Raw genomic sequence first — 12,588 nt, forward strand, 5'->3', positions numbered from 1 at the left:
TCAGACTTTGAAGCGCGACACGCCGCCACGCAGGCCCGCGGCCACCTGGCTCAGCTCATCGATGGCATAGCTGGCCTGACGCAGCGACTCGACAGTCTGGGTGCTGGCATCGCTGAGCTGGGCCAGTGCCTGGTTGATCTGCTCGGCACCGGTGGCCTGGGCCTGCATGCCTTCGTTGACCATCAATACGCGCGGCGCCAACGCCTGCACCTGGTGAATGATCTGGCTGAGTTGCTCGCCCACCTGTTGCACCTCGAACATGCCGCGGCGCACTTCTTCGGAGAACTTGTCCATCCCCATGACACCGGCCGACACTGCTGACTGGATCTCGCGCACCATTTGCTCGATGTCGTAGGTGGCCACGGCGGTCTGGTCGGCCAGGCGGCGCACTTCGGTCGCGACCACGGCAAAGCCGCGGCCATATTCACCGGCCTTTTCCGCTTCGATGGCGGCGTTGAGCGACAGCAGATTGGTCTGGTCGGCAACCTTGACGATGGTTACCACCATCTGGGTGATGTTGCTGGCTTTCTCGTTGAGGATACCGAGCTTGGCATTGACCAGGTCGGCAGCGCCCATCACCTGGTGCATGGTCTCTTCCATGCGTGCCAGGCCCTGTTGCCCGGAGCCCGCCAGACTGGATGCCTGATCAGCCGCCGTCGTCACTTCGGTCATGGTGCGCACCAGGTCCCGCGAAGTCGCGGCGATTTCCCGCGAGGTGGCGCCAATTTCGGTGGTGGTGGCGGCCGTCTCGGTGGCGGTGGCCTGCTGTTGCTTGGACGTGGCGGCAATTTCGGTGACCGAAGTGGTCACCTGCACCGACGAGCGTTGGGCCTGGGCCACCAGGTTGGCCAGTGCCTCGGCCATTTCGTTGAAGCCGCTTTCGATGGCACCGAATTCGTCCTTGCGATCCAGGCTCAGGCGCATGCTCAGGTCACCGGAACGCAGCTTGTCGAGGGCATGCACAATACGCTGCATGGGCGCCGAGATAGCGCGCATCAGTAGCAGGCCGCAGATGCCGGCAGCGATGATTGCCAGCAACAGGGAAACCACCATGCTGCCTTTGGCCGTGTTGACCGCGTTGACGATCTCGTTGGTGGCGGCGCCGGCAGAAACCCGATTGTTCTCAATGACTTCATTGAGGTGCTTGCGCCCCTCCACCCAGGCTGGGGTGAGGACATCAGTGATCAACTGCTGGGCTTCGCCGTAGTTGTGTTCGCGGTACGCATCGAGCACCTGACCGACGATCTTGAGGTAGTTCTCTTCCAGTTCCACAAATCTGTCGAAGCGGACCTGGTCATCTTTGTCGTGGATGGTGGCCTGGTAGCTGGTCATGTATTGCTTCAGCCGGTTATCGAAGCTTCTGAACAGTTCCAGGTCGGCCGAAGTGATTTCACGATGGTTGGACAGGCCCACCAGTTGCTGGCTGGTGACGTAGCTGTCGACCCAGGCGCTGCGGATCATCGAGCTGTAGTAGACGCCGGGAATGCTGTCGGTCCCCACCGCCTCTTCGGCGGTTTCGATAGTCACCAACCGCGAGTAGGCGGCCACGATCATCAGCAGCATGATGGCGATGATCACGGCGAAACTTGCCAGGATCCGTTGGCGCAAGGTCCAGTTCTTCACATTCAGCCCTCAGGAATTCACAACGAGCGGGAAAAATCGCCGAAGTATAGCCCAGAGGTCTTACGGTTTATTGGGCGAAATGCGCGGATTGGGTAAAAGCTGGCCAGGGCTTGCCGTGACATTTTCCGCGCTCGGTTCGACAAGCGCAGAAAATGTCCTGATAAGCGCTGCTACTGCGCAACCGCATCCCTCACCTGAGCCTCCAGCGCCTGGCGCAAGCCCGGGTCCAGCCGCAGCTGGCGTGCCAGCTCGTCCAGGTAGGCACGCTCCATGAAGTTTTCCTGATCGACCATCATCACGCTGGCCAGGTACATCTCAGCAGCCATCTCCGGTGTTTGCGCAGCACGGGCCACTTCGGCCGGGTCCAGCGGCTTGTTCAGCTCGGCATGCAGCCAGTGCTGCAATTCGCGGTCGCTGTCCAGGCGCGTGAACTCGCCCTCGATCAACGCCCGCTCGCGCTCGTCGATATGCCCATCGGACTTGGCCGCCGCCACCAGGGCGCGCAGTACCGCCTGGCTGTGCTGCTCGGCCTGGGCCGGCGGCAGGCGGTCGAGGGTTTGAGGCTCGGCTGCGGCCCCCCGCTGGTTTGCCTGCCAATTGCCGTAAGCTTTATAGGCCAGCACCCCCAGCGCGGCGAGGCCGCCGTATGTCAGGGCTTTGCCACCGTACTTGCGGGCCTTCTTGCTACCCAGCAACAGGCCCAGAGCGCCCCCACCCAGCAGGCCGCCCCCTGCTCCGGACAACAACCCGCCCAACCCGCCTGAAGGGTTGCCAGGCTTGGTGGCGCCCCCCTGCTTCTCGAGCAGTTGCTGGCCGGATTTGAGGAGTTGATCAAGCAAGCCCCGGGTATTCATTCGCGTGTCTCCACGTAAGAAGATTCAAACGCCAGAGTAAGGCTTGGCCGAGCACACGCCATGCAGGGATTTGCTTCAGGATGTTGCGTTAGCTGGCAAAAAGCCAACTAGACTCGATATCGCCAATACCTCGCACTCACGCACTACGCTTATAACAATTGCTTCACTGCTTGCCTCATGACTGCCCGAACAAGATCGCCAAGAAGAGGGAACACCATGTCAGTGCACAAGACCGCATTGCTCGGCGCCACCACCTGCGCCATGCTGGCCAGCGCCAGCCTGCAGGCCGCCGAAGCGCCCAAGGCCCTGGGGGCCGGCGAGGGGCGCCTGGACATCGTCGCCTGGCCCGGCTACATCGAACGCGGTGAAAGCGACAAGGCCTACGACTGGGTGACCGGTTTCGAAAAGGAAACCGGCTGCAAGGTCAGCGTGAAAACGGCCGCCACCTCGGACGAGATGGTCAGCCTGATGACCAAGGGCGGCTATGACCTGGTCACCGCCTCGGGCGATGCATCGCTGCGGCTGATTGCAGGCAAGCGCGTACAGCCGATCAACACCGCCTTGATCCCCAACTGGAAAACCATCGACCCGCGCCTGCAGAACGGTGGCTGGTATGTGGTCGACAAGCAGGTGTACGGCACGCCGTACCAGTGGGGGCCAAACGTGCTGCTGTACAACACCAACACCTTCAAGCAGGCACCCACCAGCTGGAGCGTGGTGTTCGAGCCGCAGAACCTGCCCGACGGCAAGCCAAACAAGGGCCGCGTGCAAGCCTATGACGGGCCGATCTACATCGCCGATGCAGCGCTGTACCTGAAGTCGGCCAGGCCCGAACTGGGCATCAAGGACCCGTACGAACTGAACGAGGCACAATACAAGGCCGTGCTGGAACTGCTGCGCCAACAGCAACCGCTGATCCACCGCTATTGGCATGACGCCACGGTGCAGATGAGCGATGTGAAAAACGAAGGCGTGGTTGCCTCCAGCTCCTGGGGCTACATGGTCAATGGCCTCAAGGCCGAGAACCAGCCAGTGGCCTCGACCATTCCCAAGGAGGGCGCGACCGGCTGGGCCGACACCACCATGCTGCACGCCGAGGCCAAGCACCCCAATTGCGCCTACAAATGGATGGACTGGTCGTTGCAACCTAAGGTGCAAGGCGATGTGGCGGCCTGGTTCGGCTCGTTGCCGGCTGTGCCGGCGGCGTGCACCGGCAGCGAGCTGCTGGGGGCCGAGGGCTGCAAGACCAACGGCTTTGACAACTTCGACAAGATTGCCTTCTGGAAAACACCGCAGGCCCAAGGCGGCAAGTTCGTGCCTTACAGCCGCTGGACCCAGGACTACATTGCGATCATGGGTGGTCGCTGAGGTTGTCTGAATGCCTGTACCGGCCTTTTCGCGGGCAAGCCCGCGCCCACAGGTTCTTCACCGCCTGCAAGGGTGGCGCTCCACCTGTAGGAGCGGGCTTGCCCGCGAAGAAGCCGGCACAGGAGACATATTCATACCTGGAGTCCACGCATGCCCCTAGCCGTCCAGTTCACCCAGGTTTCCCGCACCTTCGGCGAGGTCAAGGCCGTCGACCAGGTCAGCATCGACATCATCGATGGCGAGTTCTTTTCCATGCTCGGCCCTTCCGGCTCGGGCAAGACCACCTGCCTGCGCCTGATCGCAGGCTTCGAGCAACCCTCCAGCGGTTCGATCCGCATCCAAGGGGTCGAGGCCGCTGGCCTGCCGCCCTACCAACGTGACGTCAACACAGTGTTCCAGGACTATGCGCTGTTCCCGCACATGAACGTGCTGGACAACATCGCCTATGGCCTGAAGGTAAAAGGAGTGGGCAAGGCCGAACGCTACAGCCGCGCCGAAGAAGCCCTGGCCATGGTGGCCTTGGCCGGCTATGGCGCGCGTAAGCCGGCACAGCTGTCTGGCGGCCAGCGTCAGCGCGTGGCCCTGGCCCGGGCGTTGGTCAACCGCCCGCGGGTGCTGCTGCTCGATGAGCCACTGGGCGCGCTGGACCTGAAATTGCGCGAGCAGATGCAAGGTGAGCTGAAAAAGCTGCAACGCCAACTGGGCATCACCTTCATCTTCGTCACCCACGACCAAACCGAAGCACTGTCGATGTCCGACCGGGTCGCGGTGTTCAACCGCGGCCGTATCGAACAGGTCGACACCCCGCGCAACCTGTACATGAAGCCCAGCACAACCTTCGTCGCTGAATTCGTCGGCACGTCCAACGTGGTGCGTGGCGAGCTGGCCATGCAGCTCAACGGCAGCCCTGCGCCCTTCTCCATCCGTCCCGAACACATTCGCCTGGGCGACCCGGTAGTGACCAGCCATGAGGTACAGGTCAGCGGCGTGCTGCGTGATGTCCAGTACCAAGGCAGCGCCACACGCTACGAACTGCAGCTGGAAAACGGTCAACTGCTGGCAGTAAGCCAGGCCAATGACCGCTGGCAAAAGCAGGTGCAGGCCTGGCAGCCCGGGCAACGCCTGCAGGCGCACTGGCCCCGCGAAGCCATGACGGTACTGCAGGAAACCGAGGGCCGCTGAGATGAGCACACTGCGCGCCCTGTCCAACCTGCTGTACCGGCGCCCCAACCTGTACCTGGCACTGCTGTTGATCCCGCCGCTGACCTGGTTCGGCGCGATTTACCTGGGTTCGCTGCTGAACCTGCTGTGGCAGGGCTTCTATACCTTCGACGACTTCACCATGGCGGTGACCCCGGACCTGACCCTGGGCAACTTCGCCGCACTGTTCAACCCGTCGAACTTCGACATCATCCTGCGCACCCTGGGGATGGCGGTGGCGGTGTCGCTGGCCAGCGCGGTACTGGCCTTCCCCATCGCCTATTACATGGCGCGTTACACCAGCGGCAAGACCAAGGCGTTTTTCTACATCGCGGTGATGATGCCGATGTGGGCCAGCTACATCGTCAAGACCTATGCCTGGACCTTGCTATTGGCCAAGGGCGGTGTGGCCCAATGGTTCGTCCAGCAGTTGCACCTGGACGGCCTGCTGCAGGCGGTGCTGGCCGTGCCAGGCGTGGGCGGCAGCACGCTGTCGACTTCGCACCTGGGGCGCTTCCTGGTGTTCGTGTACATCTGGCTGCCATTCATGATCCTGCCGATCCAGGCCTCGCTGGAGCGCTTGCCACCGTCGCTGCTGCAGGCTTCGGCCGACCTGGGCGCACGGCCGGGGCAAACCTTCGTGCAGGTGATCCTGCCGCTGTCGATCCCCGGCATCGCCGCCGGCTCGATCTTCACCTTCTCGCTCACCCTGGGCGACTTCATCGTGCCGCAGCTGGTCGGGCCGCCCGGCTACTTCATCGGCAGCATGGTCTATGCCCAGCAAGGGGCGATCGGCAACATGCCGATGGCCGCCGCGTTCACCTTGGTGCCCATTGTGCTGATCGCGGTATACCTGGCCATCGTCAAGCGTCTGGGGGCCTTCGATGCACTCTGAAAAAGCGTCGGCAGGGCTGCGCCTGGCGGCCTGGGGCGGGTTGTTGTTCCTGCACTTCCCGATCCTGATCATCTTCCTGTACGCCTTCAACACCGAAGACGCGGCGTTCAGCTTTCCGCCCAAGGGCTTTACCCTGAAGTGGATCGACGTGGCCTTTGCCCGGCCCGATGTGCTCGAGGCAATCAAGCTGTCGCTGCAGGTGGCTTGCCTGGCCACTTTGATCGCACTGGTGCTCGGTACGCTGGCCTCGGCGGCGCTCTATCGGCGCAGCTTCTTCGGCAAGGAGAGCATTTCGCTGGTGCTGATCCTGCCCATTGCCCTGCCAGGCATCATCACCGGCATCGCCCTGCTCTCGGCGTTCAAGACGCTGGGGATAGAGCCCGGGGTGTTCACCATCGTAGTCGGCCACGCCACGTTCTGCGTGGTGATCGTCTACAACAACGTGATCGCCCGCCTGCGGCGTACCTCGCAAAGCCTGATCGAAGCCTCGATGGACCTTGGTGCCGACGGTTGGCAGACCTTCCGTTACATCGTCCTGCCCAACCTCGGCTCGGCGCTGCTGGCGGGCGGCATGCTGGCCTTTGCCTTGTCGTTCGATGAAATCATCGTCACCACGTTCACCGCCGGCCATGAGCGCACCCTGCCAATCTGGCTGCTCAACCAGCTCAGCCGCCCACGCGACGTGCCCGTGACCAACGTTGTCGCCATGCTGGTGATGCTGGTGACCATGCTGCCGATTCTTGGCGCCTATTACCTGACCCGTGGCGGAGACAGCGTCGCGGGCGGTGGAAAATGACCCTGGAGGAGTCCCCGATGCAAACGCAGATGCTGATCAATGGCCAGCTGATCGCTGGCCAAGGCCCGGCCTGGACCGTGCTCAACCCGGCGCTGGGCACTGCCCTGGCGCAGATCAACGAAGCCACCGAGGCACAGGTGGACAGCGCCGTGCGCGCTGCCGACCAAGCCTTCGACAGCTGGTCGCAAACCAGCCCTAAAGAACGTTCGCAGGCCTTGCTGGCGCTGGCCGACGCCATCGAAGCCCATGGCGATGAACTGGCCCGGCTGGAATCGCAGAACTGCGGCAAGCCCCTGAGCGCTGCACTGAATGACGAGATCCCGGCGATTGCCGACGTGTTCCGTTACTTTGCCGGTGCTGCGCGCTGCCTGGGCGGCTCGGCGGCAGGCGAGTACCTGCCGGGCCACACCTCGATGATCCGCCGCGACCCGTTGGGCGTGGTGGCGTCCATCGCGCCGTGGAACTACCCGCTGATGATGCTGGCCTGGAAGATCGCCCCGGCCCTGGCTGCCGGCAACACGGTGGTGATAAAGCCGTCCGAACTGACGCCACTGACGGCCCTGCGCCTGGGCGAGCTGGCCCAGGACCTGCTGCCGCCGGGGGTGCTGAACATTCTCTTCGGCCGCGGCCAGACGGTCGGCAACCCGTTGATAACCCATCCCAAGGTGCGCATGGTGTCGCTGACCGGCTCGATCCCCACCGGCGCACACATCATCAGTGCCACCGCCGACAGCGTGAAACGCATGCACATGGAATTGGGCGGCAAAGCGCCGGTGCTGGTGTTCGATGACGCAGACATCGATGCCGCCATCGACGGCATCCGCACCTTCGGCTTCTACAACGCCGGCCAGGACTGTACCGCAGCCTGCCGCCTGTACGTCCAGGACGGGATCTACGAGCGCTTCGTCGAACGCCTGGGTAAAGCCGTAGCCAGCCTCAAGCCGGGCTTGCAGGAGTCTGAAGAAACCGAACTGGGGCCGCTGATCAGTGCCCAGCACCGCGACAAGGTCGCCGGGTTGGTGCAGCGGGCCATCGCCCAGCCGCACATTCGTCTGGTAACCGGTGGCAAGCCGATAGCGGGCGATGGCTTTTTCTTCGAGCCTACCGTGCTGGCCGACGCCCTGCAGGACGACGAGATCGTGCGCAACGAAGTGTTCGGCCCGGTGGTTTCGGTCACCCGCTTCACCGATGAAACGCAGGCACTGGAATGGGCCAACGACTCCAACTACGGCCTGGCTTCGTCGGTATGGACCCGCGACACCGGCCGCGCCCACCGCCTGGCGGCGCGCTTGCAGTATGGCTGCACCTGGGTGAACACCCACTTCATGCTGGTCAGCGAAATGCCCCATGGCGGGCAGAAGCATTCGGGGTATGGCAAGGACATGTCGATGTATGGGCTGGAGGACTACACCTGTGTGCGGCATGTGATGATCAAGCACTAAGTGCTCGCGTTGACCGAGGGGCTTGAATGCCCCTCGGTCAACGTCTCAGAATTTTCCTTCACCCGTGATCTACTCCCTCCTACTGCACATTCATTGAGCTCTCATGGTTGGTATCATAATCTGATACCACGAATAATCATCAGCAAGCCACACTTGAAGCATTACTTAAAAGGCCGGTTCCCAGAACACTGGAGTGGGCGCGGGTGGAGTCTCTGCTGGTATCGCTGGGTGCCAGGGTCGTAGAAGGAAGAGGATCACGGGTTCGCTTTGAACTCAATGGAGCAGTGGCAACCTTCCACCGCCCTCATCCGGACAGGCACGCCAAGCCCTATCAACTAAGAGACGCCCGCCAGTTCATTGAGCAGGCAGGAGTATTACCATGAATGTAATGACTTACCGCGGATACGCCGCTCGTATCGAATACAGCGATGAAGACCAGTTGCTGATCGGCCATGTCGCCGGTATTCGCGACGTGATAGGTTTTCATGGCGAATCGATCAGTGAATTGCGCCAGGCATTTGAAGAAGCCGTTGACGATTATCTTGAGACTTGCGAACGCCTTGGGCGGGAACCGCAGAAAACGTATTCCGGCAAACTCAGCCTACGCCTTGAGCCTACCCTTCACGCCAGTGTGGCGGCCAAGGCCGAGCTGGCTGAAAAAAGCATCAACCAATGGGTAAGCGATATTCTCAGCAAGGCTGCCTATAGCTGAACCCAGGGCCGCTTTGCGGCCCTTTCGCGAAACACGGCCGCTCCTGCAAGGGCCGCGCAAGGCATGGGTCAGTCGCGCAAATCCGACTCGTGAATCGGGTTGGCGCGGCTGGTCGCACGCTGGTATTGCGCAGGCCAGGTGGCCTTGTTGCCGCCCAGGTCGTCGTCGGCATGCAGAGGCCAGTACGGGTCGCGCAACAGTTCGCGGGCGAGGAAGATGATATCGGCCTGGCCGGTTCGCAGAATGTGCTCGGCCTGGGCCGGTTCGGTGATCATGCCCACGGTGCCGGTGGCGATTTCCGATTCCTTGCGCACGCGCTCGGCAAAGCGGGTCTGGTAGCCGGGGCCGGTGGGGATCTCGGCGTTGACCGAGGTGCCACCAGAAGAAACATCGATCAGATCCACGCCCAAACTCCGCAGGCGGCGTGCCAGTTCGACGGTTTCATCCGGGTTCCAACCATCTTCCACCCAGTCGGTTGCCGAAACCCGCACGAACAGTGGCAACTCCGGGGGCCAAACCTTGCGCACTGCCTCGACCACCTGCAAGGTCAGGCGGATGCGGTTTTCAAAGCTGCTACCGTACTCATCGCGGCGCTGGTTGCTCAGGGGTGATAGGAACTGGTGCAGCAGATAGCCGTGCGCGGCGTGGATCTCAACCACCTTGAAACCGGCCTTCAAGGCGCGCTCGGTCGAGGCGACGAAGGCGCCAATCACATCCTCAATCTCGTCCTGGCTCAACTCGCGCGGCGCGGTGTGTTGCGGGTCGAAGGCGATTTTCGAGGGCCCCACCGGCTGCCAGCCGCCCTCTTCCAGTTTGACGCTACCTGGTTTGCCCAGCCATGGGCGATAGGTGCTGGCCTTGCGCCCGGCGTGGGCCAGCTGGATGCCAGCCACGGCGCCCTGGGCGGTGATGAAGCGGGTGATGCGTTGTAACGGGGCGATCTGCGCGTCGTCCCACAGGCCAAGGTCTTCGGCGGTGATGCGGCCATCGGCGGTCACCGCCACGGCTTCAGTGATTACCAGGCCGGCACCACCGACGGCGCGGCTGCCTAAATGGACGAGATGCCAGTCGTTGGCCAGGCCATCGACGGCTGAATACTGGCACATTGGTGACACGGCGATGCGGTTGGGCAAGGTCAGCTGACGCAGGGTGTAAGGCTCGAGCAGCAGGCTCATGAGGGCACCTCCCAAGGACTCCAATGGTGATCCGGCCCGGACACTCAAGTGCACATCCCTGGCCCGGTGCCGGTCATTAATGAGACTAGACCAGATTGGTGGGGGGAAGGTTCTGTGGGATGGCGAGGGGTTCGCCGAAAGGTTTGCAGCGCCTGTGAGATCGAGCGCCGCCCGCGCGGCGCATCGCGGATAAATCCGCTCCTACATCTGTTTCGGGCCAATCACTCCTGTGCCGCCAACAGGGACCGCCTTGATGCATGGCTGAAGACCGATGAAAAGCAGTGGTGCCCACCTCGATATCGAAGGGAACAAACAAGGCGAACAGCGGTGGCCTCACAGGAGTGACTGGCCCGAAACAAACTGTAGGAGCGGATTTATCCGCGATGCGCCGCGCGGGCGGCGCTCGACTTCCGCAACCCTGCAAGAATCAAGGCAGGCACTTAATGGCCTTAGTACGGCCCCGGGATTTCTGAATGGTCCGACGCATGTATCAGACGTTTCCTACACATATAAGCTGGCGATGCCTAGCTGAGGAAAATATCCTACAGACCCTGTCGACTCGCGTCTGATTGTTCCTGGAAACACCGCCCTTTAGGCTTTTCGTGTCGCTGAAAGCATCAGCGATGCGGGTGTGGAAACCCGGTCAATCTTCAAGTGCCTGTCGTAATGGCAGCTGTACACGGGAGGCCGTATGGCCTACCGGGGTTCCTTGAAGACCGGTTTTCCACCCCGTGTACAGTTGCCGCCCTTCGTGTGGAAACGGCGGTGGCAACTCCTTAAATCTTCAAGGAATTGCTATGAAAAAGATCCTCCCCGACCCACCCCATCATTTCGACCTTCCCTCCGACAAGACCCTCACCAACGCCGTCAGCGATGGCATCGTGCCCATCGATCATGTGGTGAAGATCACCCATTACCTGATGCTCGCCTATAACCATTGCCACCGAACCCTCGATGCCATCGAAGATGACCGCACCCGGGAATCGCTGGTGAATGGGCTGCGTGCCATGCAGATTGCCTGGGGTCAGGCGGATGCGCTGTCACTCGCCTTGGAGCGGAGTACCAGCCTTCATTGAGGTTAGATTTGCTGGCCTCTTCGCGGGTGAACCCGCTCCCACAGGGTCATCACAGTGGACTGCCCCCCAAAAGTTGGACAGTTTTAAGCTGCAGCCTGAGCCCTGTACTCCACAGGGCTCAGGCCATTGAGCCTCAGCTTGATGCGATCATGGTTGTAGTAGTGAATGTACTCATCCAGACCCGCTCTCAGCTCATCAATGCTCTCGAAACGCTTCAGGTAGAAAAACTCAGACTTGAGCGTGCCGAAGAAGCTTTCCATGGCCGCGTTGTCCAGGCAATTGCCTTTTCGAGACATGCTCTGCTTTACCCCACATTCGCTTAGCTTACGGCGGTATTGCGCCTGCTGGTAATGCCATCCCTGATCCGAATGCAGCACGAGCTTCGGTTTCTCTCCCAGGCAATCGAGCGCTTTGCCAAGCATGTTCCCAACCAGGCTATAGCACGGGCGGCTGGCCATTTCGTAGGCCACGATTTCGCCGTTGTACAAATCCATCACGGGCGACAGATAGAGCTTCTGTTGAGCTACTTTGAACTCGGTTACGTCAGTCACCCACTTTTGGTTTGGGCGTTGAGCGATAAAATTTCGCTCCAGTACATTCGCTGCCACTTTACCGACGGTACCTCGATAGGAGCGATATTTCTTGGGGCGCACTACTGATTTCAATCCCTGCTCAGCCATCAGCCGTTCAATGACCTTCTTGTTCACCCGCTTTTCCTTCCTGATTACGAGTGCGATACGGCGATAACCATAAAGCCCTTTCTGCTCGTGGTAGACGCGATGCACCAATGCCTTGAGCTCAGCATGCCGATCTGGCTTCTGCTGAGCTTTGAGCTGGTAGTAGAAGGTGCTGCGCGCCAGCTCGACCAGTTGAAGGAGGTCAGGCAAAGGAAACCTGCGCTTGAGTTTGGAAACGATCAGGACTTTTTCCCGCGTGTTCGTTCCTTTTCCTCGCGCAGAGCCTTGAGCTCCTTTAGGACAGCATTCTCCATGCGCAGGTACTCAAGTTCAGCCATCAGCTGATCTCGAGACTTCTGATCATCATTGGTATCGGTGGGTTTGGCAGGCTTGATCTTCTTCGACACGTCGATTGGCTTTCTTGGCTTGATGGCAGTAGAGGGTGCAGGACTGCCACTGTAGTACTGCCGCTGCCAAATGCCTATCTGAGAAGACTGCCCAAGACCAAAGTGGGCAGCGGTCTGGCGCAGCGAAAGCCGATGCTCGTGCATATAGCTAAGCACCTGCTGTTTGAAATCACTGGTATAGCGCCGCCCATGCGAGCCTGGACCAATGCCATTATTGGCCTGATAACTGGCCACCCAGCGTCGAAGCAGGCTGAAATCGATACCTAAGTGTTGAGCCACCTTTCGGAAACCGTTGCTGCCATCCAGGTAGGCTGTGATCGCTGTGAGCTTGAATTGCTCGGTGTACTTACCCATAGATCCCCC

At 61.1% G+C, this 12,588-nt stretch carries 12 protein-coding genes; 8 read left to right on the forward strand and 4 right to left on the reverse strand.

Annotated features, from left to right (window positions below):
- Together KW568_RS23205 and KW568_RS23210 are read right to left on the reverse strand one after the other, a co-directional pair.
- Positions 1-1,623 carry a methyl-accepting chemotaxis protein gene (locus tag KW568_RS23205; RefSeq protein WP_003252189.1) on the reverse strand — a complete coding sequence of 541 codons (1,623 nt, stop codon included), beginning with the start codon at positions 1,621-1,623 and terminating at the stop codon, positions 1-3.
- 170 nt (positions 1,624-1,793) lie between these two features.
- Positions 1,794-2,477, reverse strand: a complete 684-nt coding sequence (locus KW568_RS23210; RefSeq protein ID WP_014860536.1) for a tellurite resistance TerB family protein — start codon at positions 2,475-2,477, stop codon at positions 1,794-1,796.
- A 216-nt stretch (positions 2,478-2,693) separates the two neighbouring features.
- On the opposite strand from KW568_RS23210, the gene ydcS reads away from it, so the two are divergent.
- From ydcS to KW568_RS23245, 7 genes are all read left to right on the forward strand, one after another.
- The gene (ydcS, locus tag KW568_RS23215; RefSeq protein WP_003252185.1) at positions 2,694-3,845 is read left to right on the forward strand and encodes a putative ABC transporter substrate-binding protein YdcS; all 1,152 of its coding nucleotides are present in this window, start codon (positions 2,694-2,696) and stop codon (positions 3,843-3,845) included.
- A gap of 150 nt (positions 3,846-3,995) precedes the next feature.
- Positions 3,996-5,027, forward strand: coding sequence for an ABC transporter ATP-binding protein (locus tag KW568_RS23220; RefSeq protein ID WP_014860534.1), 1,032 nt, complete (start codon positions 3,996-3,998; stop codon positions 5,025-5,027).
- 1 nt (position 5,028) lies between these two features.
- Entirely contained in the window at positions 5,029-5,940 is a 912-nt protein-coding gene (locus tag KW568_RS23225; RefSeq protein WP_003252181.1) for an ABC transporter permease, read from the forward strand.
- The gene (locus tag KW568_RS23230) at positions 5,930-6,736 is read left to right on the forward strand and encodes an ABC transporter permease (RefSeq protein ID WP_003252179.1); all 807 of its coding nucleotides are present in this window, start codon (positions 5,930-5,932) and stop codon (positions 6,734-6,736) included. Before KW568_RS23225 ends, KW568_RS23230 begins: the two co-directional genes overlap by 11 nt.
- A gap of 17 nt (positions 6,737-6,753) precedes the next feature.
- Positions 6,754-8,178 (forward strand): gamma-aminobutyraldehyde dehydrogenase, encoded by a 1,425-nt coding sequence (locus KW568_RS23235; RefSeq protein ID WP_259536929.1) that lies wholly within the window; start codon positions 6,754-6,756, stop codon positions 8,176-8,178.
- 188 nt (positions 8,179-8,366) lie between these two features.
- On the forward strand, positions 8,367-8,561 hold the full coding sequence (locus tag KW568_RS23240) for a type II toxin-antitoxin system HicA family toxin (RefSeq protein ID WP_080634925.1): 195 nt from the start codon (positions 8,367-8,369) through the stop codon (positions 8,559-8,561).
- Positions 8,558-8,890 carry a type II toxin-antitoxin system HicB family antitoxin gene (locus tag KW568_RS23245; protein WP_003252175.1) on the forward strand — a complete coding sequence of 111 codons (333 nt, stop codon included), beginning with the start codon at positions 8,558-8,560 and terminating at the stop codon, positions 8,888-8,890. Before KW568_RS23240 ends, KW568_RS23245 begins: the two co-directional genes overlap by 4 nt.
- A gap of 68 nt (positions 8,891-8,958) precedes the next feature.
- Here the strand turns inward: KW568_RS23245 and KW568_RS23250 are convergent, their stop codons facing one another.
- Complete coding sequence (locus tag KW568_RS23250) at positions 8,959-10,065, reverse strand: NADH:flavin oxidoreductase/NADH oxidase (RefSeq protein ID WP_003252173.1); 1,107 nt, start codon at positions 10,063-10,065, stop codon at positions 8,959-8,961.
- A gap of 797 nt (positions 10,066-10,862) precedes the next feature.
- Here KW568_RS23250 and KW568_RS23255 point away from each other — a divergent pair.
- Positions 10,863-11,141, forward strand: a complete 279-nt coding sequence (locus KW568_RS23255) for a hypothetical protein (protein ID WP_047604477.1) — start codon at positions 10,863-10,865, stop codon at positions 11,139-11,141.
- Positions 11,142-11,224: 83 nt separating this feature from the next.
- On the opposite strand, the gene KW568_RS23260 is transcribed toward KW568_RS23255, so the two are convergent.
- Positions 11,225-12,579, reverse strand: a protein-coding gene (locus tag KW568_RS23260; RefSeq protein WP_085983016.1) for an IS3 family transposase whose coding sequence is annotated in 2 segments (ribosomal slippage) — positions 11,225-12,103 and positions 12,106-12,579 — 1,353 coding nt in all. Because the reading frame shifts where the segments join, the coding sequence is not laid out codon by codon here.
- Between the last annotated feature and the right edge of the window lie 9 nt (positions 12,580-12,588).

It is taken from the genome of Pseudomonas sp. HD6515 (genome assembly GCF_024971855.1).
In the GTDB taxonomy this organism is placed as follows: domain Bacteria; phylum Pseudomonadota; class Gammaproteobacteria; order Pseudomonadales; family Pseudomonadaceae; genus Aquipseudomonas; species Aquipseudomonas alloputida.

Coding starts and splice junctions, on each gene's coding strand:
- KW568_RS23210 (WP_014860536.1), bottom strand. CDS start 2,477: ATGAATACCCGGGGCTTGCTTGATCAACTCCTCAAATCCGGCCAGCAA.
- ydcS (WP_003252185.1), top strand. CDS start 2,694: ATGTCAGTGCACAAGACCGCATTGCTCGGCGCCACCACCTGCGCCATG.
- KW568_RS23220 (WP_014860534.1), top strand. CDS start 3,996: ATGCCCCTAGCCGTCCAGTTCACCCAGGTTTCCCGCACCTTCGGCGAG.
- KW568_RS23225 (WP_003252181.1), top strand. CDS start 5,029: ATGAGCACACTGCGCGCCCTGTCCAACCTGCTGTACCGGCGCCCCAAC.
- KW568_RS23230 (WP_003252179.1), top strand. CDS start 5,930: ATGCACTCTGAAAAAGCGTCGGCAGGGCTGCGCCTGGCGGCCTGGGGC.
- KW568_RS23235 (WP_259536929.1), top strand. CDS start 6,754: ATGCAAACGCAGATGCTGATCAATGGCCAGCTGATCGCTGGCCAAGGC.
- KW568_RS23245 (WP_003252175.1), top strand. CDS start 8,558: ATGAATGTAATGACTTACCGCGGATACGCCGCTCGTATCGAATACAGC.
- KW568_RS23250 (WP_003252173.1), bottom strand. CDS start 10,065: ATGAGCCTGCTGCTCGAGCCTTACACCCTGCGTCAGCTGACCTTGCCC.
- KW568_RS23255 (WP_047604477.1), top strand. CDS start 10,863: ATGAAAAAGATCCTCCCCGACCCACCCCATCATTTCGACCTTCCCTCC.